Raw genomic sequence first — 24,646 nt, 5'->3', positions numbered from 1 at the left:
GATCACCCTGTTTTTCTGACAATCGAGGGAGTCCACGATGGGCATGAGCGAGCAACCGGGTGGTGAGCCCACTATCGACATGGTCATTCAGGCACACCAGGCGCTGAAGTCCCAAAAGCCGCTGGTACAGTGTTTGACCAACAACGTGACGGTCAATCTGGTCGCCAATGCGCTGCTGGCCGCTGGCGCCACGCCGGCAATGATCGACAACCCCGAAGAGGCCGGACGCTTCGCCACTCAGGCCGATGCGGTGCTGGTCAACCTGGGCACGCCGCAGGGTGATCAGGTCAAGGCGATGCACAAGGCCGCCAGCGGTGCGCATCAGGCAGGAAAGCCCTGGGTGCTCGACCCGATTGGCGCGGGCAGTATGACGTGGCGCCACGGTCTGGCGCTGGAGCTGCTGGAACATCGCCCCACGGTGGTACGCGGCAACGCCTCGGAAATCATGGGGCTGGCCGGACAGGATGGCAGCGCGCGCGGGGTGGACAGTGCCATGAGTCCGCAAAGCGCGGTCAACGCCGCGCGCGAGCTGCTGATCCAGGCGTGTACGGTCTCGGCCTCGGGGCCGGTGGACATGCTGCTCGGGCCGCTGCTGGATCGCCATCACAACGGCCCGGCGCTGGTCGAGATCGGCGGCGGCAGCGACTGGCAGCCACGGGTTTCCGGCACCGGCTGTGCCCTGGGCGCGATCATTGCCGCCTACTGCGCGGTGGTGCGTGACCCGCTGTGCGCCGCCGTGGCTGCGCATGTTCACGTCGCCGTGGCCGCCGAGCTTGCCGAGGAGCACGCCCAGGGGCCGGGCAGTTTTGCCATGGCCTGGCTTGATGCCCTCGACCAGGTCGATGAGCACCTGCTGCGCCAGCGCGGGCTGATCGCCGTACGCTGGCTGGATGCCTGAGCCGGTGCCGTCTGCATCGAGTGAATCCCTCCCCCGCATTGGCATCATTGGTGCCGGCATTGCCGGGCTGGCCGCCGCGATCCGTCTACGCCTTGAAGGCGCTCACGTTGAGGTGTTCGAGGCCGCCGACACGGCAGGCGGCAAGCTCGGCGAGCTGGTGCTGGGCGAGTATCGTTTTGGCATTGGCCCCTCGCTTCTGACCATGCCGGAATACATCGACGAACTGTTTGAACTTGCCGGTGAAGTGCCCGGTGATCACTTTCGCTACCGGCGCCTAGACACCGTGTGTCGCTACGCCTGGGAGGACGGCACCCGACTCGATGCCCGCGCCAATCCCAAAGCCTTTGCCGAGGAAGTCGAGCGGGTGCTGGGCGTACCGGCGCAGCGGGTACTGAAAACGCTGGCCCACGGCGAGGAAAAGTATCACCTGACCGGGCGAACCTTTCTGGAAAAGTCGCTGCACACGCCAGGGACCTGGCTGACGCCGGAGGTAGGCCACGCCCTGACCCGGCTGCACCGGCTCGACCTCACCCGCACCCTGCACCAGGTGCATGAGCGCGATCTGGGGGAGCCGCATCTGGTCCAGCTGTTTGACCGCTTTGCGACCTACAACGGTTCCAACCCGTACCGCGCACCGGGCCTGCTCTCCATGATTGCCCACTTCGAACACGGCGCCGGCGCCTTCGTCCCTGAAGGCGGCATGCCCGCGATCGGCCGCGCCCTTTATGGCCTGGCCGAGCGCCTGGGCGTGGCCTTTCACTTCGAGACGCGCGTGGCCGAGATTCTCACCCAAAAGCAGGGGCGCCGTCCGCGCGCGGTGGGGCTGCGCCTGGAAGATGATCGGCAAATGTTATTTGATCGAGTGGTCAGCAACATGGATGTGTTTTTCACCCATGAGCGGCTGCTGCCCGATGCCCCGGCGCCCCGGCGGGTACTGGCGCGGGAGAAATCGACCTCGGCACTGATCTTTTACTGGGGTGTGAATAAATCCTTCCCCGAACTGGATGTGCATAACATCTTTTTCAGCGAGGATTACGCCGCCGAGTTTGGGGCGCTGGAGGCGGGTACGCTGTGTGATGACCCGACCGTCTATGTCAGCATCTCCTCGCGCTACGATGACAGCGCCGCACCCGCAGGCAGTGAAAACTGGTTCGTGATGATCAACGCGCCCTTTGCCACGCCGGAGCAGGACTGGTCAGCGCTGATCGAGCGCACCCGCGAGCGGGTTATCCAAAAACTCGAGCGGATGCTGGGTCATGAAGGTGAAAAAGCTGGGCTGCGCGAAGCGATCGTCGAGGAGTGCGTGTTTGACCCGACCACCATCGAGGCGCGCACCCTGTCGCATCTGGGCGCGCTATACGGCACCAGCTCCAACGATCGCATGGCGGCCTTCATGCGCCATCCGAATGACAGCCGCCATGTCGACGGCCTCTATTTCTGCGGTGGCAGCGTGCACCCGGGCGGCGGCCTGCCGCTGTGCCTGTTATCCGCCAGGATCATGACCGATGTCATGACACGGCGTGAGCCGCTGGCAAGGCACACCCCTGACTCGAAGGACGATGTTTGATGGTTTCACAGGTTCCTGCCCCATCCGAGCGCCGTCTGCGCCCCATGCCGGTCATCGTGCTGTTGACCCTGATTTATCTGGCCGGGGTCATCGGCATTGCCCTGCCGGTGCATGATCAGTTCATCCGCCTGACCCCGCTGACAATGCTCGCCTCACTGGGGTTGGTGATGGCCTTTCATCCGGGTCCGCGCCGGCCACTCTGGGGCTACGTGGCGCTGTGCTATGGGGTGGGGTTCATCGCCGAGGCGATCGGCACCTCGACCGGACTGTTGTTCGGGGATTACGCCTACGGCCATGTGCTGGGCCCGACACTCTGGCACACGCCGCTGATCATTGGGGTCAACTGGGCACTGCTGCTGTACTGTCTCAATGTCGCCGTACAGCGTGTGCTGCCAGGACTGTCACGGCCGCTCAAGGGCGTGATCGGCGCCGGGCTGATGGTGGCGCTCGATATGCTGATCGAGCCGGTCGCCATCCATCACGAGATGTGGGCCTGGGGCGAGACGCTGGTGCCACTGAGCAACTACATCGGCTGGTTTATCGTCTCGCTGCCGATCTCGATACTCTTTCACTACCTGTTCAGGCGCACCCATAACCCGGTCGCGATCGCCGTGGCGCTGTTAATGGCAGGTTTTTTTGGCGCGCTGAATCTGCTGGGAGTTTAAGGCTGGTCAAACAGACGCGCCTGAGAACGGCCTATACGACAGCGCCACGCCTTCAACGATGAAGGCGTGGCGCTATCGTATTCAAGCGGCGCAGCATGCGTCGCCATCGGCCGGTCACGCCGGCATCGAGGGCGCAGACAGGCTAGGCGGCCGGGTGTAACAGTCCGGAGCGGTAGGCCAGGCGCCGGAAGGTGTGCGGCATGGTGAAGAGCACGCGCCCGGGGCCACGATTGAGCGCGCGATGGGCCAGCAGGCACAGCGCGCCGATCAAAAGCGTCATGGCCAATGGCGTCACGGCCAGTACTCCATTTTCAAGGGCGCCCTCGATGTACAACACCTCGGGCATGACAGCGACCAGCGCAAAAATCAACAGTTTGTGAATCACATAGATCGGCAGGGTGCGCCTGCCGATATCGCACAGCAGCCCCATTTTGAAACGCTGCGTCAGCAGCGCAAACAGATCGATGGTGGTCGAGACCATCAAAAGGGCGAGCACCAGTTTGACGCCCGGCGCCTCCATGGACCCCAGTTTCCACGCAAGGCCCAGCGCCATCAGCGTCAGCACGGCAGTGATCAAAAAACGTACCGGGTTACCCTGCGTATAGTGACGCAAGATCAGCGGCTGGCAATGACAGCCAATGGCGAAAAAGAAGAGATAGTTCAAAAGCGTGCTGATGTTCCACAGCGATGGTGGCAGCCACAGACTGGAGATTAGATGCATGGCCACGCCCAGACCGATGCTGATGGCGGCCGGCGATGACGTATGCTGGATCAGCTTGCAGGCCACGAAATAAAGCACCAGCGCGTAGAGATACCAGAGCCCCGTATCGGCGCTGATCAGCTGTATGACCATGCCCATAAGGGTCTCGGGATGGGCACCAGCGCCGGCGATGTCCACGTCCAGAGGCTCGATGACGCTTTCGGTAAAGAGCCAGTAAAGCCCCACCCACAGGGCATAAACCCATAGTAGATTGGCCACACGGCTGGAGCGTATCTGCCCCCAGCCGCGCCCCGTGATCGAGCGGCTGGCCAGAAACCCGGAGATGAGAAAGAACAGCGGCATGCGCAGAGGCTTGAGTGCCGTGATACCCAGATTCCAGAGCGTGGGGATGGCCGTCTGACCAAAATCGATCTGCTGAAGCACCATCTGATTGAAGTGATAAAGCACTACCGCAAGGATACACACTCCCTTGGCGGCATCGATCCAGTCGATCCGGCGTGCGCTGGGCATGCAGACTCCTCGTTTTACCTAATCAATTTTTAAATGAACCAGAGGTATTATCCGCAGCGCCATGAACTAATCCATACAGGGAAAAAAGACTACACAATTTAACGACACTCGTTACGTTCCGACCTTTGTGCGCGCTACCTCCGTGACACCTTTGTCCAGCAGGCACCGCCGGGCAGGACGTTTATGCTGGCTGACCGCTGACGCGGCGGATGCAGGTTCAAGCCCGCCTGTTTCACACTGACCGGGAGCCTTTCATGGAACACGACATCACACTTTCGCTTGAAGACGCGCAATCGCTGAGCCAGCGCATTCTGCGAAAGACAGGCTTTAGCGAGGGTCATGTCGAGGCCATTACCCGAAGCATGGTCGCCGCCCAGCGCGATGAGTGTCACTCTCACGGTCTGTATCGTCTGCTGGGCATCGTGGAGACGGCCAGAATGGGCGGGCTGGACCCGCAGGCGGTGCCGGAGGTGATTGATCAGGCACCCGGCATCGTGAAGGTCGATGCCCACTACGGCAGCTCGCTGCTGGCGTTCGAGCAGGGACTGGCGCCCTTGCAGGAGAAAGCCGAGCGCAATGGCATCGCGGTGCTGATGATCAATCACTGCTTTCACTTCTCGGCGCTGTGGTCGGAGGTGGAAGCGCTATCCGCGCGCGGGCTGGCGGGGCTTGCGATGAACCCGACCCATGCCTTTGTGGCCCCGGCCGGTGGCGTGCGGGCGCTTCTGGGCACCAACCCGTTTGCGTTTTCCTGGCCGCGCCCGGGCGGCACGCCCTACACCTTTGACTTTGCCACCAGCGTGGTGGCCCGCGGTGAAATCGAGCTGCACCGCCGCGCCGGCAACGCCATCCCTGACGACTGGGCGCTGGATGATCAGGGCCAGCCGACCACGGAGGCGACCGCCGCGCTGGCAGGCGCCATGCTGCCCTTCGGCGGTCACAAGGGCTCGGCGCTGTCCACCATGATCGAGCTGCTGGCAGGCCCGCTGATCGGTGACGCCCTGAGCCATGAGACCCAGGCGGCCAATGAAGACGGTACCGGCCAACCCTGTCACGGTGAGCTGGTGATGGCCCTGTCGCCCCGGGCCTTTCTGGGCGAGCAGTCCGAGGCGGGGCTTCTACACGCAGAAAAGCTTTTTGAGGAGATTTTGGGGCAGGGCGCGCGACTGCCCTCAAAACGCCGTTTTGAAGCGCGAGCGCGCAGCCTGACATCCGGGGTGTCGATCCCGGCGGCGCTCTACCGGGATCTGAAAGCCCTGGTCGACGACAACACCCCGAGGCCACACGCCTGATCAGTCAATGATTTAGAACTGAGAGTCTTTCAGCACGCGCTCACCATAAATACCGTTTTGTGGGATGGGCGTGTAGCTTGAGTTCGCCGCTCGCATCACACGAATACCTTCTGCCCCTGCCTGGCGCGCCGAGATAATATCGCCGTCGGCATCGCCGTAATATATTTTGATGTCATGCTCTTTGATATACGGAGTTTTGGTATAAACATCGCGACTTGATCCGGCAAACACCACATCGTGCATATTCTTGATGTGGAAAGTTTTTTGAAGATACGGCGTGGTGAAATTACATTCCGAGCCCGTTCTGCCGGTAATAAAGTAGATGTCATCCCCGCGCTTTTGATGCATCTCGATAAGCTGCTCGGCAATATGCTTGGGCATACTGAATTTATCCCAGCCACAATTTGCCTTGTCCCAAAATTTCTGATTATTCAGGTAGCTATAATCATCTGGTGAAAACTCCTGTTTGCCGCGATAAAACACCGGCGTGCTAAACAGTGTGGTGTCATCAATATCAAAACCCACGGCCATTGGCGCCTTGCCTGCCAATTCCTTTTCGAGTTCCTCAACGCTCACCATATCGAGATCATTAGGGATTCCCCTGTTGAGTAATTCACGGTGGAATAGCCTTGATGGGTACCGGGTGTTTTGGGATCGGCATGGGCGGTGCTCACAAGCGCGCCAATAATGAGTGCTGTTATTGTTAATGATGTGCCACGCAAAATATTATCCTTTTTAATCCATCAAGACCGTCGCGACGATAACCCCACCGGGTCACGTCAGGTGGGGTTGGCATATAAGCCCGTGATGGTACATCAAATGTGCCCGGGGTATTTCCAGGCGAGCAAGGCATGTCGCATTGCCCGACATCCGACGTGTTGATTCCGGCGGCGCTCTACCGGGATCCAAAGGACCTGGCCGGTGAGGATCCGGCCGGTGAAGAGGAAGAGGCGCCCTAACCCAAAAGCGAACGCAGACCGGCGATGGCACTCTGGCCACGCTCGCGCTTTTTCTCGGGGTCTTCCTTGTCGGCGCGGCCGTACCACTCCAGATCGTCGGGCGGCAGTTCCTCAAGAAAACGGCTTGGGACACAGTTCATCATCTCGCCAAACTGCTTGCGCTGCTGGGCCAGCGACAGCGTCAGGGTCTGGCGGGCACGAGTGATACCCACGTAGGCCAGGCGGCGCTCTTCCTCGATGGTGTCCATCTCGATCGCGTTGCGGTGCGGCAGCAGTTCTTCTTCCATACCCATCACATAGACATGCGGGAACTCTAGCCCCTTGGAGGCGTGCAGGGTTAAAAGCTGCACCTTGTCGGTGTCGTCCTCCTGGGCCTGCTGATCGAGAATGTCGCGCAGCACCAGCCGTGAGATGGCAGCCTCGACGTCGTCGGTCTCCTCGGCGACGTCATCACCTTCCTCGGTATCACGGTGCATCGACTTCTCGAGCTGATCGATCAGGATGTACACGTTGCCCATGCGCTTTTCAGCAACGATGGGCGCGCTGGCGTTCTGATAGAGCCACGCCTCGTAATCCATCTCGGCAAACATCGCCCGGATCGCGGCGATCGCATCGCCCTGATCCATGCGTTTGCGGATGCCTTCCAGAAAGTGATTGAAGCGTCCCAGCCGATCGACGGCGCGCTCGGAGAGCACGTGCGAAAGTCCCATTTCGCTGCAGGCGGCAAAGAGACTCACCTTGCGCTCCTGAGCGTAGTTGGCCAGTTTTTCCAGCGTGTTGGGGCCAATCTCGCGGCGCGGCACGTTGACGATACGCAAAAACGCATTGTCATCGGCCGGATTGATCAACAGCCGCAGATAGGCCATGGCGTCCTTGATCTCGTTGCGCGAGAAAAAGGAGGTGCCGCCGGAAAGCTTGTAGGGAATCTGGTGGTGCTGAAGTTTCAATTCCAGCAGTCGGGCCTGGAAGTTGCCGCGATAGAGCACGGCAAAATCACGCCACTGGGCGCTCTCCTTGATGCGCCGGGTGAGAATCTCGGTCGCCACCCGCTCGGTCTCGGCCTCCTCGTTGCGATTGACGATGATCCGGATCGGCTCGCCGCGACCCTTGTCCGACCACAGCGTCTTTTCATAGACGTGGGGGTTATTGGCAATCAGGGTGTTGGCGGCCTTGAGGATAATCGAGGTCGAGCGGTAGTTCTGCTCCAGCTTGATGACGTTAAGCCTGGGGAAGTCCTCGCCGAGCTGCACCAGATTCTCCGGGCGCGCGCCTCGCCAGGCATAGATCGACTGGTCGTCATCGCCCACCACGGTGAAGGTCTCGCGCTCGGCCATCAGCATGCGCACCAGCTGGTACTGACTCGAGTTGGTGTCCTGATACTCATCCACCAGCATGTAGTGGATACGCCCCCGCCAGCGCTGCAGCACTTCCGGGTGGCGCTCGAACATCGTCGCCGGCAGCATGATCAAATCATCGAAATCGACCGCGTTGTAGGCCTTCAGGTGGCGCACGTAGTGCTCGTAGATGCGCGCACAATACGCATCATCCTCGGTCTCGGCGTGCGACAGGGCATGACCCGGCAAAATCAGGTCGTTTTTCCAGGTCGAGATCCGGCTCTGCACCTTATTGATCTGATCGCCGTCGATCTGGGCATCCTTTTGCATCAGATCACGCAACAGTGCCTTGGCATCCTCCGGGTCAAACAGCGAAAACCCTGGGCGCAGGCCCAGCGTTTTCAGCTCCGCGCGGATAATGGTCAACCCCAGGGTGTGGAAGGTCGACACCGTCAGGCCATGACCGCTGCGCCCGGGCAACAGTGCCTGTACGCGCTCCTTCATCTCGCGGGCGGCCTTGTTGGTAAAGGTCACCGCTGCGATTCGGCGGGCGCTCATACCGCACTCGAGGACCAGATACGCAATCTTGGTGGTGATCACGCTGGTCTTGCCGGAACCGGCACCGGCGAGCACCAGACAGGGGCCATCGATGTATTTCACGGCCTCACGCTGACGCGGATTGAGACCGCTGATGCGGTTGCGAATATCGGACATGGGAACAACCTGATGGAAGGCAGATGACGCGAGCACATCATGATACATCCTGTGCCCGCACCTGTGCTGTAATGACAATGCCTGAACAAGCCACGCCCATCCGCCCAGGAGAGGAAAGCCATGCGTTATCAGCTGTTTGCACCGGGTGTCAGACAACGTCTTTTTCACGCCGGTGCGGGTCTGTTGCTCAGCGCCACCACGCTTGGGTTGTCCATGCCGGCCAGTGCGGCCTGTCAGCTTCAGGCGATGAGGTACGACTATCCCGAACAGCGCCTTGATCAAGCCCTGCAGCAGTTTGCCCACACCAGCGGCTGCCCGGTCGAGATGGATATGGCCCTTATCGAGGGGCACAAGGCCCGGCCCCTGTCCGGCCAGTTTACCCCCGACGCCGCCCTGATTCAGTTGGTGCGGGGCTCGGGGCTTGAAGTGCATCTGGACAACGACCATTATCGGATCAATCAGAGTGACCGGGAGCGCATCGAAGACCTTGTCGAGACGTTTCGCTACCGGATCGACAGCGCCCGGGACAACGAGCAGCTCAGCCACGACGATGCCGGGGCGCTGGAGGCACAGCTTGATGCCATTGCGGCGCAAAGCGATCAGCTGATTACCCAGCAGGGCTTTTTGAGTGCGGCCGAAAAAGCCAGCTACGAGCGCCTTTTCGCCTGGATGGAGGGGCGTCTGGCGCCATCAAGATTCTGACATCACCAGCACAAGCCTTGTCCGGCATGAGCCCTGCCCGGCATGAGTCCAAGACAGCAACCTGCGCCACGACACCTGCGCCACAACAACAAAAGGCACTGATCATGAAGATCCTTCAGGATGACCTGAGTAGCGAAGCGACCATCGCCCTGATTCGCGCGCATGTGATGGATCTGGCCGGTCATTCTCCCGAAGAAAGCTGCCACGCCCTTGATCTGGACGCGCTGCGCGCCCCCGGCGTGACCTTCTGGAGCGTGTGGGAAAGCGACACGATTGCCGGCTGCGGCGCGCTCAAGGCCCTCGATGACACGCACGCCGAGATCAAGTCGATGCGCACGGCGGCGACCCACCTGCGCCGCGGAGTCGCGGCCAAACTGCTCGATCACATCATTGTCGAGGCGCGCGCACGTGGTTTCAAAAGGCTGAGCCTCGAGACAGGCCCGCATGACATCTTTGCCCCGGCACGCAGCCTCTATGCCCGCTTCGGCTTTGAAACCTGCCCACCGTTTGGCAGCTATCAGGAAGATCCCTACAGCGTCTTCATGACCCGGGCACTCGATGGCCCGGACTATAGCGCGCCATCGAAATCCAGCTGCCGCCAGGCTTCATAGACCAGCACCGCGCAGGCGTTGGACAGATTGAGGCTGCGGCTGCCTTCGCGCATGGGAATGCGCAGACGCTGATCCTCGGGCAGCCCATCAATCAGGGGCTGCGGCAGGCCGCGGCTTTCCGGCCCGAACATCAGCGCGTCGCCCTCGCGATACGCGATCTGGTCGTGACGGGTCTGCCCGCGGGTGGTGATGGCCAGCAGGCGCTGCGGCTTGACCGTGCTCATGAAGGCCTCAAGGTCGGCATGGACCTGGACGCGGGCCCACTCGTGGTAATCAAGCCCGGCCCGGCGCAGGCGCTTGTCATCAAGCTCAAAGCCGAGTGGTTCGATCAGGTGCAGGCGAAAGCCGGTATTGGCGCAGAGTCTGATGATGTTGCCGGTGTTGGGGGCGATTTCCGGCTCGAACAGGGCGATGTCCAGCATGACGGGCGTCTTCTCTACTTCGGGGCCGGTGTTGTCGTGATCAGCTTGCGATCAACGGCTGAAAGTCTTGTGACCAACGGCTAAAAGTCTTGTGACCAACGACAGCGGGCCCGGCACAAAGGCCGGGCCCGCTCATGCTCAAGAGCACATCGGTCTAGAATCCGACCGATTTAGAAACCAACAGACACGCCCAGTTCCGGACCGCTGAACAACGTTTTGGCATCGCGGTTGTCGAAATCGGTATGGTAGTAGCGATAGCCGACGTAACCATAGGTATTGGCGATCAGCGTGGCGCGCGCGCGCACGCCGTACTCATAGCTTTCGTTGACGTCGCCATGGCTCAGCCCTTCCGGCGTGTAGAAACCATAACCACCGACGCTGACACGCGGGATCGGGGTATCGACATAGGCCGAACCGCCCAGACCCAGACCGCCGCCGTTGCCGTAGTCGCTGTCCAGATACTGGTAGCGACCGCCAACAGAGAGGTCTACACCCGGCAGATAGGGCGAGAACATCAGCTGACCGGAATAGGCCTTGGTATTGTTGCCGCTGTCATTGGTGCTGAAATAGCCCAGTCCAGCGGAAAAGCCCGGCAGCAGACCCTGAGTGGCCTGAAAGCCGTGAGCGTCCTTGCCGCCGCTGGCAGAAAGGCTCAGGGCAGACGCATTGAGACTTGAGAGGGCAAGGCCTGCCCCCAGTACCGAGATGATGATCTTTTTCATTTTTGAAATCCTTGGCTTGTTGTCCCCTTGAACGGGACATGCGCTGTCAGAGATAAATCCGTTCGCCTGCGGAAATACAGACCGGTGGGCACCGGCGCATTGTGCCATCATGATGAAGTAAATCGACATGATGTCATCTTTTTTGTTAAGGCTACCTTACGGCGCTCGAAGCGGTTATTCCTGAATGCCGTAGCGCGCGCGGTAATCTTGAATGGCGCGAGCGTGCGGTGTCAGGCTGTCATCGGCGCGGGTTTCAAGATACTCAAGAATACCCGCCAGTGTGACGATAGGGATGACCGGAATGCCATAACGGCGGCGAACGTCCTCGATGGCGCTGATGTCCCCCTGACCGCGCTCTTGGCGATCCAGCGCCACGACCACACCGGCAGCCGTGGCACCGGCCGCCTCGATCAGGGCCATGGATTCCCCGATCGCGGTGCCGGCGGTGATGACATCATCAATGATCAGCACGCGCCCGGACAGCGGTGCGCCGACGATCGAGCCGCCTTCACCATGATCCTTGGCTTCCTTTCGATTGAACGACCAGGGCAGATTACGGTCATGATGAGTCGCCATGGCAATGGCCGTACTCGAGGCCAGCGGGATGCCCTTGTAGGCAGGACCGAACAGGAGATCGAACTCCAGTCCGGCGCGCTGGATGGCACCGGCATAGCAGCGCCCCAGCATGGCCAGTGCCGCGCCACTGTGAAAGTGGCCGGCATTGAAGAAATAGGGACTGATGCGCCCCGACTTGAGAGTGAACTCACCAAAGCGGAGCGCCTGCTCGGCAATGGCGAATTCTATGAATTCTCGCTGCTCATCGTGCATGTCATACCCTTATTTCTTGTGCCGGCTCTTTACCCAAACCTGTCAGGCTCGGGTATCATACACGCGCGAAAAACAAGGGACCATGTATGAAAATCGCCAGTATCAACGTCAATGGCATGCGCAGAGCGGTCGAGCGGGGCTTTCTCGACTGGCTGAAAGCGCAGGATGCCGACATCGTCTGCGTGCAGAACCTGAAGACCAAAAGCTTCGAGCTGGACGACTCGATCCTCTATCCGGAAGGCTATGAAGGCTATTTCCTGGATGCAGAACAGGACGATTTTGCCGGCGTCGGTATCTACTGCCGCAAGATTCCCAAGGCGATCATGTATGGTCTGGGCTTTGAGCAGTGCGACAACGAAGGTCGTTTTCTGCAGGCCGACTACGAGCGTTTCAGCGTGGCCTCCTTTCTGATGCCGGAAGACCCGCACGCCAAACAGCGCTTTATCGCACAGTACAGCGACTACCTCAGCAAGCTGCGCCGCAAGCGTCGCCAGTACATTATCGCCGGTAGCTGGTACATCGCCCACAAGACCGTCGATCTCGATCACTGGTCCGAGCATCAAAGCACGCCCGGGTTTCGTCCCGAAGAGCGCGCCTTCATGGACCAGGTCTTCGGACCAATGGACTTTGTCGACACCTTCCGTGAAGTCGAGCGCAACGCCGGCCATCACACCTGGTGGGAAAAGCCCGACAGTGACGTGCCGCGCAAGCGTCAGGACGGCTGGCGCACCGATTACCAGATCACCGGGCCCGATATTGCCCGCACGGTCAAAAGCGCCTGGATCGATCGCGACGCCGACTTCAGCGAGTTCGCGCCGCTGATCATCGAATACGATCTGGAGCTCTGACCTCTCGCGGTCGGTGACGGCCCGGCCGTGATCGACCGCTTTTGGCTCCTGGCTCCTGTTGGCCACCGTCCGGTCCCTTCGCGCAACGGCCCCGGCAGCTTCTGGCTGCCGGGGCCGTGTCGTTGTGCGGCTGACGTGCCAGATCGCTCGGATCAGCTGAGCGTGCCCATCACTGGCCTCCCACTGACACCGACCTTCCAATCGCAACAAACCCTGTTCAGCATGACCCGGGGATGCGTGCCACTACCTTGATTTCAAAATCAAAGCCAGCAAGCCAGGTCACGCCGACGGCCGTCCAGTTGGGATAGGGTGCAGCAGGAAAATGCGTGTCCTTGATCGCCATGACAGTCTCGATCTGATTTTCTGGATCGGTATGAAAGGTCGTTACGTCGACAAGGTCTTCCAGTCCGCAGTCAGCCGCGGCCAGGACTGCCTTGAGGTTCTCGAAAGCCAGCGACACCTGACGTTCAAGATTCGGCTCGGGAGAGCCATCTTCGCGACTGCCCACCTGACCGGATACGAAAAGAAGATCGCCCGAGCGAATCGCGGCCGAATAACCATGACGTTGATACAGCGCGTGTCGCTGGGCGGGGAAAACAGGTGCAGGGTGTAACATGAACGCACTCCTCATGAAGGGTTGCCATGACAGCACACATGAATTTCACATACAAAGCGTATGTTAGTACAGGGGCCCTCTACCTGCAACAAACATACGACTCGTATGTTAAATTAACCACATGATGCCATCCGCCTTCCGACGCTCACGCTCAAGCGCGCCCGGGTAGAATGAACAGCAGACAGAATCGATACCCCACTCATTTTGAAAGCCGGCGCAGGAGCATACCCGCGGCCTGACCGCTCTTTCGCCTTGAACACGGGCGATACCAGCAGGAGATACAATGACCAGACGCAGTCGCGCAGAGATGCTGAAGGAAACACGCGCCAACCTGATCAAGGCGGCGCGGTCTGCCTTTGCCGAGAAAGGCTATGCCGGTGCCTCGATGGATGACCTTACTGCCCGGGTCGGTCTCACTCGTGGCGCGCTTTATCACCACTTCGGGGACAAGCGTGGCCTGCTTGCCGCGGTTGTTGAAGAGATTGACAGTGATATGGCAATGCAGGCCCATGAAATCGGCCAGCGTCAAACGAACAGCTGGGAAGCGCTGATGAAAGAGGGAGAAGCTTATATCGAGCTCGCGCTTGACCCGGAGATACAGCGCATCGTTTTGCTTGACGGCCCCTCGGTACTGGGCGATCCAGCGCAATGGCCCAGCCAGAATCGCTGTCTGCAGGCCACGATGACAACGCTTGAGAGGCTTATGGATGAAAGCTTCATCAAGCCGGTCGACATTGAGGCCGCCGCTCGGCTGTTAAATGGCGCAGCGATGAACGCAGCCCTTTGGGTCGCCGGTAGCGACACTCCGGAAAAGGTACTTGGAAGGGCGATCCATGCTTTTCGTCAGCTGGCATCGGGGCTCAGAATCAGCCCCGATCGATAGAACATCACCGCCTTGAACGCACGGCGGCAGCGCTGACTTATTGCGGTATGCCCAGCGCTTCGCGCTGGTGGGAAAAGAGCTGCTCGCAGCCGGCTTCCGCCATGTCCATCATGGCGTTAAGCTCGGCGCGCGAGAACGACTTCTTCTCGGCCGTGCCCTGCACCTCGATGATGCCGCCATCGGCGGTCATGACCACGTTCATGTCGGTCTCGGCGCGCGAGTCCTCGGCGTAGTCCAGATCGGTGACGGCCTGCCCCTTGTAAATGCCGACCGAGACCGCGCTGACCAGCTGCTTGAGCGGATCCGTCTTGATCTGCTTGCTGCGCTGCAGCGACTGGAGCGCATCGACCAGCGCCACGCAGCCGCCGGTGATTGCAGCCGTGCGGGTGCCGCCATCGGCTTGGAGTACGTCGCAGTCGATGGTGATGGTGAACTCACCGAGCTTTTTCAGATCGATCGCCGCACGCAGGCTGCGCCCGATCAGGCGTTGAATTTCAACGGTGCGCCCGCCCTGCTTGCCACGCGCCGCTTCCCGGCCGCTGCGGGTATGGGTCGCGCGCGGCAGCATGCCGTACTCGGCGGTGATCCAGCCCTGCCCCTTGCCACGCAGCCAGCGCGGTACGCCGGCCTCGACACTTGCGGTGCACAGCACCTGGGTATCGCCAAAGGCGACCAGCACCGAGCCCTCGGCATGCTTTGTATAGCCGCGGGTCAGAGTAATTTCACGGGTTGCCTCGGGGGCACGTCCACTGGGTCGCATGAGCGTCTCTCTACTGGTAAAAATGAAACATACAAATCAAAAAGCGGTCGGGCATCTTACACGCCCGCCTGCATGATGACCGAATCGTTTAAACTGATCGCATTCATCTCTTACCGTTCCAACTTTCACGCAAGGATGCCCCATGGCTCGCAGCATGACCGCCTTCACCCGCCAGACGCTGGATGCCGACTGGGGCAGCCTTGCGCTGGAACTACGCTCGGTCAATCAGCGCTACCTGGACCTGCACTTTCGCCTGCCCGAATCACTGCGCGACCTGGAAACCCCTTTTCGAGACAGCCTGCGCACCACGCTGTCGCGCGGCAAGATCGAGTGCTCACTGCGCTTTGAGCGTGCCCAGGGCAGCGGCGACAGCCTCGACATCAATGTCGAACATCTCGAGGTACTGATGGAAACGCTGACGCGCCTGCGCCGTCACGCACCGGAAGCCTCGATGCCGACCCTGCTGGAGCTTTTGGATCACCCCGGCATTTCACGCGGCGGCGAGATCGACATGGACGCCGTGCGTGCCGCCGCCCTCAAGCTGATGTCTCAGGCCCTTGAGGATCTCAACACCGGCCGCGAGCGTGAAGGCGAGCAGCTCTGCGCGCTGATTCGCGAGCGACTCAGCGCCATCCGCGCTCAGGTCGATGACGTCCGAGCCCACCTGCCGGCCGTGCTGGAACGCCAGCGCCGCCAGATCCTGGAACGTCTGGACACCGTGAAGGCCGAGCTTGACCCCAACCGGCTGGAGGCGGAAATGGCGCTGATGGCACAAAAGGCCGACGTCGCCGAGGAACTCGACCGCCTCGACACCCACGTCGGAGAAGTCGAGCGCCAGCTTAAACAAAAGGGTCCGATCGGGCGCCGGCTCGATTTCCTAATGCAGGAACTCAACCGCGAAGCCAACACGCTCTCGTCCAAGGCCGCGGTCACCGACACCACCCGCTGCGCGGTGGAGCTCAAGGTGCTGATCGAGCAGATGCGCGAACAGATTCAAAATATTGAGTAAGCGCTGATTGCATCAGCCCGGTGGCGGACAACAGTGGCTTCCGAGGGAGCCACTGTTAATATCGAACTCAGCCACCCTGCTCGTTCAACTGCCCGAAATGAACCGGCCGGCAGATGCAAAAGACTGGCGCTCCGGTGTCTTCAACGGCCGTAATGAAGCGATCTGCCTCTTCCTCACCCATGGCATACATGAGTTCGATCGGCTGATCCGCCAGCTCGAAGAAATGAGCGGAATGCAGCCTGCCATCTTCTCCGACACCCTCGACATCGCTGCGCCGGGTCATTCTGGTAATCCCAAGCTCGCCTGCTGTCTCCGTGACCAGATCATAGATGCGCTTGCCGTTATAGCGACTTGATTCCGTCACAATAAAAATGACCTCATACCCGCTTTTTAAACGATTCATCGTTCCACCTCGCAGTCAGACTGCATTGATAATGACGCACCGACGCCGGGAGCAACCCGACATCGCGACGCCTTACGCATGGTAGCGCTCGACGGACGAGACGATCTCTTCACGGGCCCGGTCGAGGTCATCCCAGCCATCGACCCGCACCCATTTGTCCTTTTCCAGCCGCTTGTACTGCTCGAAGAAATGCGTGATGCGCTCCAGCACCCCGGGCTCGACGTCCTGCCAGCCGTGGATGTTGTCATAAAGCGGCGTCAGAGCAGCATGCGCCACCGCCAGAATCTTGGTATCCGGCCCGGCTTCATCGGTCATGCGCAGCATGCCAATCGGGCGAGATCGAATCACAACACCCGGGTCCAGTGGGCAGGGCGTCAGCACCAGTACGTCGATTGGATCGCCATCTTCGCTCAGGGTCTGAGGAATGAAGCCGTAGTTGGTTGGATAAACCATCGATGTCGACAGAAAACGGTCCACAAACAGGGTGCCGCTGGGCTTGTCGCCCTCATATTTGATCGGATGATGATCGGCGGGGATTTCAATGACAACGTTGATGTCGTCCGGAATCGACCGACCAGCTGGAATCAGGTCATAGCTCATGTTCTATCTCCTCGGAGAATAATGGAACGCTCAGGCCCTGCGTGTGCGAAAGGCGTCACGCCCGGCAAAGCGCGCCTGGTAGCCCAGTTCATTTTCGATACGCAGCAGCTGATTGAATTTGGCCACCCGCTCGCTGCGACAGCCGGACCCTGTTTTCATGTGGCCGCAGCCGATCGCCACGGCCAGGTCGGCAATGAAGGTATCCTCACTCTCGCCGGATCGATGAGACAGATAGCAGCCATAGCCATGTCGATTGGCCAGGGTGACGCATTCAAGCGTTTCGGTCACGGTGCCAATCTGGTTGGGCTTGATCAGCACCGAGTTGGCGACCCCCTGATCAATGGCCCGCTGTAGCAGTTCGGGGTTGGTACACAAAAGGTCGTCGCCGACCAGTTCCACCCGGCCCGCCAGCCGCCGGGTCAGCGTCTCCCAACCGGCCCAGTCGTCCTCACCCAGCGGGTCTTCAAGCAGGATGATCGGGTAGCGATCCAGCCAGCTCTGCCACAAGTCGGTCATCTCATCGGCAGTTCGCAGGACGTTGTCCGAACGGCTGAACCGATACCCATCGCCTTCAGCCATTTCGCTGGTCGCCGGGTCGAGTGCCAGCGAAATGTCTTCGCCGGGTCGATATCCGGCTGCTTCAATGGCATCGAGGATCAGCTCTACCGCCTGTTCGTTGCTTTTCAGCGCCGGCGCGAACCCGCCCTCATCACCGATGCCGGTGCCAAGGCCTCGCTCGGCCAACAGGGTTTTCAGCGCATGAAAGGTCTCTTCGCCCATCCGGATCGCTTCTGCAAAAGAGGGCGCATGATGGGGAACAATCTTGAATTCCTGAAAATCCAGGTTGTTGCTGGCGTGCTGACCACCGTTGATCACATTCAGGCACGGCACCGGCAAAAGATGGGCATTGCTGCCGCCGAGGTAGCGATAGAGCGGTTGGCGATAGTGACTGGCGGCGGCGCGCGTCAAGGCCATCGAGACGGCCAGGATGGCATTGGCGCCCAGGCGGGATTTGTTATCGGTACCGTCGAGTTCACACATGAGATGATCCAGCCGACGCTGCTCGTCCGCCGGCCGGCCGATCAGTACCGGCGCAATCAGATCATTGATATTGGCTACGGCCTTGAGGACACCACGGCCCTGGTAACGGCCGAGGTCTCCATCACGCAGCTCAACAGCTTCACGATTTCCGGTAGAGGCGCCTGACGGGACGATGGCCCGACCACTGGTCCCATCGTTAAGTACCACGCAGGCCTCCACGGTGGGATTACCCCGTGAATCCAGCACTTCGATAGCAGAAATAGAAACGATATTGCAGGAAGGTTGTGCTGACATGACGTAACTCCTGATCATTCATGAAAATGCCGCCAGCCATTACGGCGGGGTATTTTCACGAGTTGAGCAGGCATCATCAGCCGAAACGGCGGTTATAAGGAGGAATGCCATCTCCCTGTTCAAACAATGGCACCGATTTGATCCCTGCGCCACTGTCCATCGGGATTTTTCCGGGATCTCGACCAGAAGCCCTCAAAAGCGCGGCAACTCTGGCCGCTTTTGGAGGCTCTGATCAAGGCCACCGCACCGGCAACGGTCGATAACCCGCAGCAGGCCGGCGAAAGGAGAGGCTCCTGTCGATGACCGACTACGCCCACGCCGTGCCATCAAACGCATTCAGCGGCATCTTCAGATAGCGCCGGCCGTTGCTTTCCGGCTCGGGCAGGCGCCCGCCGAGAATGTTGATCTGTAGCGCGTGCAGGATCAGCTTCGGCATCGGCAGTTCACTGTCGCGCTTTTGGCGCAGTTCAACGAACGTCGCCTCGCTGCTTTTCCCCACCTCATGTTTATTGAGCTCGCGCTGCTCGCGCACCGTGCTTTCCCACTGCGGATCACGATCCCCCGGCATGTAGTCGTGACCGGTGAAAAGCCGCGTATCATCCGGTAACGCGAGGATGTTCTGGATCGAATGCCAGAGCTGATGGGCGCAGCCGCCGGGGAAGTCGGCCCTGGCGGTGCCAAAATCGGGCTGAAAGAGCGTGTCGTGTACAAAGGCAGCATCACCGATCACGTAGGTGATCGAGGCCAGCGTATGGCCCGGTGAGTGCATCACGCGACACTCGATGTCGCCCAGATGGAAAATATCGCCGTCATCGAACAACCGGTCCCACTGGCTGCCGTCATCGCGCAAATCCGGCCAGTGGTAGATCTCCTTCCACAGCGTCTGCACCCGGGTGACTGGCCGACCAATGGCGGTCGGTGCGCCGGTGTTGTCATGCAGATAGCGCGCCGAACTGAAATGATCAGCGTGGGGATGCGTGTCCAGAATCCAGTCGACCTCAAGCCCTTCGCGCTTGATATATTCAAGCAGCCTGTCGGCCTGCAACGTGGCGGTGGCCCCGGCCTTCTCGTCATAGTCAAGCACCGGATCGATGATGACGCAGCGGCGCGTCACGGGGTCGGAGACCACGTACTGAATGCTGAAGGTGCGGGGATCGAAAAAGCCGGCAACATTGGGCCGGGCATTGTCCGGGTCCCCCGGGGATAGGGCGAAGGTGTTCATGGCGGCTCCCTGACAAGAAACGCCCCCAGTCTAGCGTCATTTTGGACAGAATTGATGTCCGCCGTTGTCACAAACGCGAACGTGTCTGGCGGGCTTTTTGTGACGCCCTGGCTCCTTGATGACCTGGCTTTTTGATGACCTGAGGCAGAAAACGCCCTGAATCCTGCCCGTCGCGCTCCTCCGGCGCGGTCGATTCAACGTCGTCTACAAGCATCGTATTTTGATATTTTGAGACGATCGGTCTAAATTAAGAAAATGACGACATCAACCTCTTCGGGCAAACGCCGTGGCCGCCCACCCAAAGTGCCCCGCAATAATCCCGACACCCGGGATGCCCTGATTCGGTGTGGCGTTGAGGTGCTCACCGAGCAGGGGTTTGTCTCGGCCGGCATCGACGGCGTGTTGAAACGGGTCGGCGTCCCCAAGGGATCGTTCTATCACTACTTCGAGAGCAAGGAGGCCTTCGGCCACGCCGTGCTGTCGCACTATGCCGACTATTTCGCGCGAAAGCTCGACCGCCGGTTACTCTCTGACGAGACGTCGCCACTGGAGAGACTTCGCCTGTTCACGCAGGACGCCCAGGAGGGCATGGCACGTCACGACTACCGCAGAGGCTGTCTGGTGGGCAATCTGGGGCAGGAAGTCACGCTTCTCCCCGAAGGCTTTGACCAGCGGCTGGAAGCCATCCTTCAGGACTGGCAACGCCGGGTGGCCGATTGCCTGCGACTGGCGCGAACGCACGGCGAACTGGCCGCCGAGGCCGACTGCGACACGCTGGCCGCCTTTTTCTGGCTGGGCTGGGAGGGTGCGGTACAGCGCGCTCGGCTGGTCCACGGGCCGGCGCCTCTGGTGCTCTTCAGTCAGGAATTTTTCGCACGATTGCCACGCTGATATCCATTCGGCAATTGCTCAATGCTCGCATCGAATCACCGTCCATTCTTCAAGGAGGTTCACATGTTCAACGCCATTTTAGTGGAGCAGACCGACCAGCAAGGTTGCGCCGCCATCACACAACTGGAGACAGCATCGCTCCCGCCGGGCAATGTCCTGGTGCGCGTCGAATGGAGCACGCTCAACTACAAGGATGCGCTGGCGATCACCGGCAAGGGCGCGGTCGTGCGCCGCTTCCCCATGGTGCCAGGCATTGACCTTGCCGGTGTCGTCGAGCACAGCGAGCATCCCGAATGGACAGCAGGCGATCGCGTACTGCTCAACGGCTGGGGCATCGGCGAGGAGCACTGGGGAGGGCTTGCGCAGTACGCGCGCGTTGACGGCGACTGGCTTACCCGGCTGCCACCTTCGCTGAACAGCCATCAGGCGATGGCCATCGGCACCGCCGGCTACACTGCCATGTTGAGCGTGCTGGCGCTGGAGCGTCATGGCCTGACGCCGGAGCGCGGTGAGGTACTGGTGACGGGCGCCAACGGGGGCGTCGGCAGCTACGCCATTGCCCTGCTGGCGGCACGCGGCTACCACGTTATCGCAGCGACCGGACGCCCTCAGGAGTCGGCCTTTCTCGAGCGACTGGGTGCCGCCGAGATCATTGATCGCAGCGAACTATCAAAGCCTGGCAAGCCGCTGGCCAGAGCGCGCTGGTTTGCCGCCATCGACTCGGTCGGCAGCCATACCCTGGCCAACCTCTGCGCCATGACGCGCCCCGACGGCCTGATCGCGGCCTGTGGCCTGGCTCAGGGCATGGATTTTCCCGCGACCGTGGCGCCCTTCATTCTGCGCGGCATCAGCCTGCTTGGCATCAATAGCGTCACTCGACCCGCCGAGGAACGACAGCACGCCTGGGCGCGACTGGCCGAGGATATTGATCCCGCCCTGCTCGGCGAGATCTCACGGGATATCCGTCTGAGCGATACGCTGGACGCCTCCGAGCAGCTTCTGGAAGGCACCATACGTGGCCGGCTGGTAGTGGACGTGAACAGCTGATCCTTTGACACCCCCCCTGCGGCGCTACCGCTCAGGTGTACCTGGTCCGAAACTGTACCTGGCCCGAAACAGTAGCCCGGTCACCAGCGATAGCGCCGCCGATGCCGTGAACACCACCATCAGATTGAAAAGGCCGGCCAGATAGCCTGCCACGGCAGGACCGGCAACATTGCCCAGCGCATAGATGGACAGTACCGCGGTAAAACTGATGCTCGAGATGTCGGGATACAGCCGTTGACTGATAAACGAAAAAATGGCACTCAGACTCATGAGACAGAGGCCCTGAAGGGCGGCAGACACCAGCAGGCCTGCCCAGGTATTTGCCCCGATTCCGATGCACAACAGGGAGACCGCAGAGCAGAGGAAAATTCCCTGCACCAGACGGCGCAGGCCAACACGCCGCTCAACATCTGCCGTCCATAAACCAACAATCCCGCCAACACCAAAGGCAATGAACAAAACCGCGCCGGCCCCCTCGGCCTGCAGGCCCGACAACCCGCCCATGGCGTCAATTTGATCGGCGGCAAACGACAGATAGATGCCACTGGTGATACCAAACGACAGGGCAATCCAGTAAATGGGCCGGATCCCCTTGTGCATCAATCGCCTGAATTTTTGTCGATCAAATGACGGCGCCGTCGTTTCCGGCAGCTGGCGCAATACCATCAGATTATACAGTCCACACAGTAGCGCCATACCGGCAAACCCGAACCAGATAAGGCGCCAGTTCCAGTCAAGCAGGGCGACGGCCAGGGCCAGCATCCCTGCTCCGGCCATGCCAAAGGTGGTGCCCGTACTGACCACGGACAGCACGCGACCATGCCACTCACTCATGATGGCGCGCCCAACGGCGTCGTTGAAAGGAGACCAGCACAGGCCCGCGCTGGTGGCTGAAAGGATGATGCCGGCGGCAAATATCATCGTGTTCTGTGTGCCGGCCACAAGGGCCATTCCAGTGGCGGCGGCCAGCGCGCCAACCACCACCGGCACGCGCGAGCCATAACGCACGACGAGATGGGCAGACACCAGCAGCGCCAGAAAAAAGGCCGCAAAGGCACTGCTGGCGATCAGACCGGCATGCGCGGTGCTCAACGAAAACACATCACGAAACTGTGGAAGAAACAGTCCATAACCCATCCGGGCCGGCCCGAACGCCATGGCAGTGCACAGGGCACCCCCTACGGCAATGGACGCGGTCTTTTTCATTTCAGCTCGACTTGTCTGTTGTGTCACTCTTGAGTCACTCGCTATCAACACCACGGGGAGGGGGCGTTGCCAGGGTACGCGTCCTCGTGTGACCATTAAATCTATATTTAAAACACCCTGTGTATAGAAAAACTAAACATGCCCGATCGAACACTCGACATCGAACTGCTGCGTACGCTGCACATGGCGGGGTCATTGGGCACGCTGCGTGCAACAGCCACCCGTCGACACTGCACGCTCGGCGCAGTCAGTCAGCAGATCAAGCGGCTGGAGCAGCAGCTGGACCGCCAGCTGCTGGTGCGTTTCAGGACAGGCGTTCAGCTCACCACGGAAGGCGAGCAGCTGATCGCACAATCGCTTGCCCTGCTGGCCGAACACGACGCCCTGCTTGAACGTCTTTCCCATCCATCGACGCAGGGGGTCGTCCGAATCGGCCTGCCGAACGAGTATGTGCCCCAAATGCTCGACAGCCTGCTGCCGGCGCTTCGACAGACGGTGCCCCGGGTCCGACTACAGGTGAAAACGGCCAACAGTCTCGAACTGCGGCGGGCAGTGGATCAGGGTGAACTCGATCTGGCGGTTGCCCTGTATTCCGACCGGGATGCGCAGCCCTGCGGCCTTCCCCTTTGGCGCACGCAGCCCGTCTGGGCGAGCCCGGCCGGTCACGGGCTACACCTGCTTGATCCATTACCGCTGGCACTGCATCCCTGTGACTGCACTTACCGGGCCATCGCACTGGCCGCATTGAATGACAATGGCCGAAGCTGGGAGACGGTATTTACCAGCACCAGCCTGGCCGCGATCGAATCGGCCGTTGCCAATGGCCTGGCCGTCAGTGTTCTCAACCGGGCACGGTTAACCAAAGACATGCAGACCCTGGGCAGCAGGGAAGGCTTTTTGCCGCTGCCGGAATGTCTCGCCTGCCTGATCGAATCGCCGGAAGTTGCCACGCATGACAGGGCGGCAGTGGCGCTGGTCAAAAGTCGATTGCAATCCTCCAATCTGATCCAGAAGGTAAAACTGGCGGGGTAGCCGTTCCCTCACTTGGCGTCAGAGCTGCAAGCCTTTTTCACTTACTGGAACTCCGGTCATGACCACCGCCCGTCCCGTTTGCCAACGCCCGCTGTTTCAAATTTTGTTCGGCCTTTTGATGTTTGCTGTCTATCTCGGCAGCCAGTTTTTAAGCGTATGGGTACTGCAACACGTCATGAACGATGCCGACTTTGCCACTCTTATTGAGGGCTATGGCTTTGCGGTGCTGCTGGCGCCGTCATTGGCATTGATGCTCGCAGGGTTTTGGGCATGGCGGCGCTGGTTTTCCCCGCAGCCGACGCTGGTCGGGCACTTCACCCGTGGTGATGTCATGCGCGGTATTGGTTTGGTGCTGCTGGTACAGGGCCTGGCGGCAGCGGTTAGCGTCTGGCTGGACATGGCGCCCGAGGCGTTCATGACCTCGCTTTATGACGGCAAGAGCCCGCTCCAGAGTGGCGTCATGGCATTTTGCGTACTGGTCTGGGCGCCGATCATCGAGGAGCTGGCGTTTCGTCACTTCCTGATCGCGCGCATCGATGATCAAACGCGCGGCTGGCGCGTGGGACTTCTGGTCACGTTCAGCGCGCTGTGCTTTGCCGGGCTGCACATGTTCCAGTACCACCATCTGCTCACCTTCATGGCACTTCTGGGCTGGGGTCTGGTGCTGGGCTACTACCGCTGGCGCACCCGGGGCCTTTTGCTGCCCATGCTGCTGCACGCCCTTATCTCCAGTATTGGCCTGATTGGCGCGCTGTTTTAGCCCTGAGCCACGCATTCCCGGGCGCTGGCCGGCACCGCGACCGCTATCGGATAACCGACGTTAATCTCATGTCCATCAATCGTTGACAT

26 protein-coding genes and 1 riboswitch are annotated in these 24,646 nt (G+C 60.5%); of the genes, 13 read left to right on the top strand and 13 right to left on the bottom strand.

Annotation, left to right across the window (positions count from 1 at the left end):
* Window positions 1-43: 43 nt before the first annotated feature.
* Genes thiM through KSP9073_RS02390 form a run of 3 tightly spaced genes read left to right on the top strand, consistent with a single transcriptional unit; the run spans window position 44 to window position 3,130 of the window.
* Window positions 44-898, top strand: coding sequence for a hydroxyethylthiazole kinase (thiM, locus tag KSP9073_RS02400; RefSeq protein ID WP_108842000.1), 855 nt, complete (start codon window positions 44-46; stop codon window positions 896-898).
* Window positions 899-902: 4 nt separating this feature from the next.
* Window positions 903-2,465, top strand: coding sequence for a 1-hydroxycarotenoid 3,4-desaturase CrtD (gene crtD / locus KSP9073_RS02395; protein ID WP_243409079.1), 1,563 nt, complete (start codon window positions 903-905; stop codon window positions 2,463-2,465).
* Window positions 2,465-3,130 (top strand): carotenoid biosynthesis protein, encoded by a 666-nt coding sequence (locus KSP9073_RS02390; RefSeq protein WP_108841349.1) that lies wholly within the window; start codon window positions 2,465-2,467, stop codon window positions 3,128-3,130. Before crtD ends, KSP9073_RS02390 begins: the two co-directional genes overlap by 1 nt.
* Window positions 3,131-3,272: 142 nt before the next feature.
* Here KSP9073_RS02390 and KSP9073_RS02385 read toward each other — a convergent pair whose 3' ends face one another.
* The gene (locus KSP9073_RS02385) at window positions 3,273-4,361 is read right to left on the bottom strand and encodes an acyltransferase family protein (RefSeq protein WP_108841348.1); all 1,089 of its coding nucleotides are present in this window, start codon (window positions 4,359-4,361) and stop codon (window positions 3,273-3,275) included.
* Window positions 4,362-4,615: 254 nt separating this feature from the next.
* Between KSP9073_RS02385 and KSP9073_RS02380 the strand changes: the two genes are divergently transcribed.
* Window positions 4,616-5,653, top strand: a complete 1,038-nt coding sequence (locus KSP9073_RS02380; RefSeq protein ID WP_108841998.1) for an Ldh family oxidoreductase — start codon at window positions 4,616-4,618, stop codon at window positions 5,651-5,653.
* 12 nt (window positions 5,654-5,665) lie between these two features.
* Here the strand turns inward: KSP9073_RS02380 and aphA are convergent, their stop codons facing one another.
* A complete protein-coding gene (gene aphA / locus KSP9073_RS02375) occupies window positions 5,666-6,232 on the bottom strand; it encodes an acid phosphatase AphA (protein ID WP_108841347.1) in 567 nt (188 codons plus the stop codon).
* A gap of 376 nt (window positions 6,233-6,608) precedes the next feature.
* Entirely contained in the window at window positions 6,609-8,660 is a 2,052-nt protein-coding gene (rep, locus tag KSP9073_RS02370; RefSeq protein ID WP_108841997.1) for a DNA helicase Rep, read from the bottom strand.
* A gap of 120 nt (window positions 8,661-8,780) precedes the next feature.
* On the opposite strand from rep, the gene KSP9073_RS02365 reads away from it, so the two are divergent.
* Together KSP9073_RS02365 and KSP9073_RS02360 are read left to right on the top strand one after the other, a co-directional pair.
* Window positions 8,781-9,362: an STN domain-containing protein gene (locus KSP9073_RS02365; protein ID WP_108841346.1), complete on the top strand. Its 582-nt coding sequence runs from the start codon at window positions 8,781-8,783 to the stop codon at window positions 9,360-9,362.
* A 104-nt stretch (window positions 9,363-9,466) separates the two neighbouring features.
* The gene (locus KSP9073_RS02360; RefSeq protein ID WP_108841345.1) at window positions 9,467-9,973 is read left to right on the top strand and encodes a GNAT family N-acetyltransferase; all 507 of its coding nucleotides are present in this window, start codon (window positions 9,467-9,469) and stop codon (window positions 9,971-9,973) included.
* Here the strand turns inward: KSP9073_RS02360 and trmL are convergent.
* From trmL to pyrE, 3 genes are all read right to left on the bottom strand, one after another.
* On the bottom strand, window positions 9,931-10,395 hold the full coding sequence (gene trmL, locus KSP9073_RS02355) for a tRNA (uridine(34)/cytosine(34)/5-carboxymethylaminomethyluridine(34)-2'-O)-methyltransferase TrmL (RefSeq protein WP_108841344.1): 465 nt from the start codon (window positions 10,393-10,395) through the stop codon (window positions 9,931-9,933). The two genes, KSP9073_RS02360 and trmL, sit on opposite strands and share 43 nt — an antisense overlap.
* A 170-nt stretch (window positions 10,396-10,565) precedes the next feature.
* Window positions 10,566-11,117 (bottom strand): YfaZ family outer membrane protein, encoded by a 552-nt coding sequence (locus KSP9073_RS02350; protein WP_108841343.1) that lies wholly within the window; start codon window positions 11,115-11,117, stop codon window positions 10,566-10,568.
* A 174-nt stretch (window positions 11,118-11,291) separates the two neighbouring features.
* Entirely contained in the window at window positions 11,292-11,945 is a 654-nt protein-coding gene (gene pyrE, locus KSP9073_RS02345; RefSeq protein ID WP_108841342.1) for an orotate phosphoribosyltransferase, read from the bottom strand.
* A gap of 86 nt (window positions 11,946-12,031) precedes the next feature.
* On the opposite strand from pyrE, the gene KSP9073_RS02340 reads away from it, so the two are divergent.
* Window positions 12,032-12,793, top strand: coding sequence for an exodeoxyribonuclease III (locus KSP9073_RS02340; RefSeq protein WP_108841341.1), 762 nt, complete (start codon window positions 12,032-12,034; stop codon window positions 12,791-12,793).
* Window positions 12,794-13,010: 217 nt separating this feature from the next.
* Here the strand turns inward: KSP9073_RS02340 and KSP9073_RS02335 are convergent, their stop codons facing one another.
* A complete protein-coding gene (locus tag KSP9073_RS02335) occupies window positions 13,011-13,409 on the bottom strand; it encodes a RidA family protein (protein WP_108841340.1) in 399 nt (132 codons plus the stop codon).
* A gap of 283 nt (window positions 13,410-13,692) precedes the next feature.
* Here KSP9073_RS02335 and KSP9073_RS02330 point away from each other — a divergent pair, with 283 nt between their 5' ends.
* A complete protein-coding gene (locus KSP9073_RS02330; protein ID WP_108841339.1) occupies window positions 13,693-14,292 on the top strand; it encodes a TetR/AcrR family transcriptional regulator in 600 nt (199 codons plus the stop codon).
* 37 nt (window positions 14,293-14,329) lie between these two features.
* Here the strand turns inward: KSP9073_RS02330 and rph are convergent, their stop codons facing one another.
* The gene (gene rph, locus KSP9073_RS02325) at window positions 14,330-15,052 is read right to left on the bottom strand and encodes a ribonuclease PH (protein WP_108841338.1); all 723 of its coding nucleotides are present in this window, start codon (window positions 15,050-15,052) and stop codon (window positions 14,330-14,332) included.
* A gap of 142 nt (window positions 15,053-15,194) precedes the next feature.
* Between rph and KSP9073_RS02320 the strand changes: the two genes are divergently transcribed.
* A complete protein-coding gene (locus KSP9073_RS02320) occupies window positions 15,195-16,061 on the top strand; it encodes a YicC/YloC family endoribonuclease (RefSeq protein ID WP_108841337.1) in 867 nt (288 codons plus the stop codon).
* Between the two features lie 67 nt (window positions 16,062-16,128).
* Here the strand turns inward: KSP9073_RS02320 and KSP9073_RS02315 are convergent, their stop codons facing one another.
* The 4 genes from KSP9073_RS02315 to KSP9073_RS02300 all read right to left on the bottom strand — a co-directional run bounded on the left by KSP9073_RS02315 (window position 16,129) and on the right by KSP9073_RS02300 (window position 19,621).
* Window positions 16,129-16,464: a DUF190 domain-containing protein gene (locus KSP9073_RS02315; protein ID WP_108841336.1), complete on the bottom strand. Its 336-nt coding sequence runs from the start codon at window positions 16,462-16,464 to the stop codon at window positions 16,129-16,131.
* A 72-nt stretch (window positions 16,465-16,536) separates the two neighbouring features.
* Window positions 16,537-17,064, bottom strand: a complete 528-nt coding sequence (gene ppa, locus KSP9073_RS02310) for an inorganic diphosphatase (protein WP_108841335.1) — start codon at window positions 17,062-17,064, stop codon at window positions 16,537-16,539.
* Between the two features lie 30 nt (window positions 17,065-17,094).
* A complete protein-coding gene (eno, locus tag KSP9073_RS02305) occupies window positions 17,095-18,399 on the bottom strand; it encodes a phosphopyruvate hydratase (protein WP_108841334.1) in 1,305 nt (434 codons plus the stop codon).
* Between the two features lie 60 nt (window positions 18,400-18,459).
* A riboswitch (Fluoride riboswitch) is annotated at window positions 18,460-18,523 on the bottom strand.
* A gap of 183 nt (window positions 18,524-18,706) precedes the next feature.
* The gene (locus KSP9073_RS02300; protein WP_108841333.1) at window positions 18,707-19,621 is read right to left on the bottom strand and encodes an MBL fold metallo-hydrolase; all 915 of its coding nucleotides are present in this window, start codon (window positions 19,619-19,621) and stop codon (window positions 18,707-18,709) included.
* Window positions 19,622-19,876: 255 nt separating this feature from the next.
* Between KSP9073_RS02300 and acuR the strand changes: the two genes are divergently transcribed.
* Window positions 19,877-20,512, top strand: coding sequence for an acrylate utilization transcriptional regulator AcuR (gene acuR / locus KSP9073_RS02295; protein ID WP_108841332.1), 636 nt, complete (start codon window positions 19,877-19,879; stop codon window positions 20,510-20,512).
* Window positions 20,513-20,575: 63 nt separating this feature from the next.
* A complete protein-coding gene (gene acuI, locus KSP9073_RS02290; protein WP_108841331.1) occupies window positions 20,576-21,559 on the top strand; it encodes an acrylyl-CoA reductase (NADPH) in 984 nt (327 codons plus the stop codon).
* Window positions 21,560-21,583: 24 nt separating this feature from the next.
* On the opposite strand, the gene KSP9073_RS02285 is transcribed toward acuI, so the two are convergent.
* A complete protein-coding gene (locus KSP9073_RS02285; protein ID WP_165814127.1) occupies window positions 21,584-22,765 on the bottom strand; it encodes an MFS transporter in 1,182 nt (393 codons plus the stop codon).
* Window positions 22,766-22,903: 138 nt separating this feature from the next.
* Between KSP9073_RS02285 and KSP9073_RS02280 the strand changes: the two genes are divergently transcribed.
* Entirely contained in the window at window positions 22,904-23,797 is an 894-nt protein-coding gene (locus tag KSP9073_RS02280; protein ID WP_108841329.1) for a LysR substrate-binding domain-containing protein, read from the top strand.
* A 58-nt stretch (window positions 23,798-23,855) separates the two neighbouring features.
* The gene (locus tag KSP9073_RS02275; protein WP_108841328.1) at window positions 23,856-24,557 is read left to right on the top strand and encodes a CPBP family intramembrane glutamic endopeptidase; all 702 of its coding nucleotides are present in this window, start codon (window positions 23,856-23,858) and stop codon (window positions 24,555-24,557) included.
* Window positions 24,558-24,646 lie beyond the last annotated feature (89 nt).

The sequence above is a fragment of the Kushneria phyllosphaerae genome, from assembly GCF_900312995.1.
Classification (GTDB): domain Bacteria; phylum Pseudomonadota; class Gammaproteobacteria; order Pseudomonadales; family Halomonadaceae; genus Kushneria; species Kushneria phyllosphaerae.
This window is presented reverse-complemented; position numbering and strand designations above follow the sequence as displayed.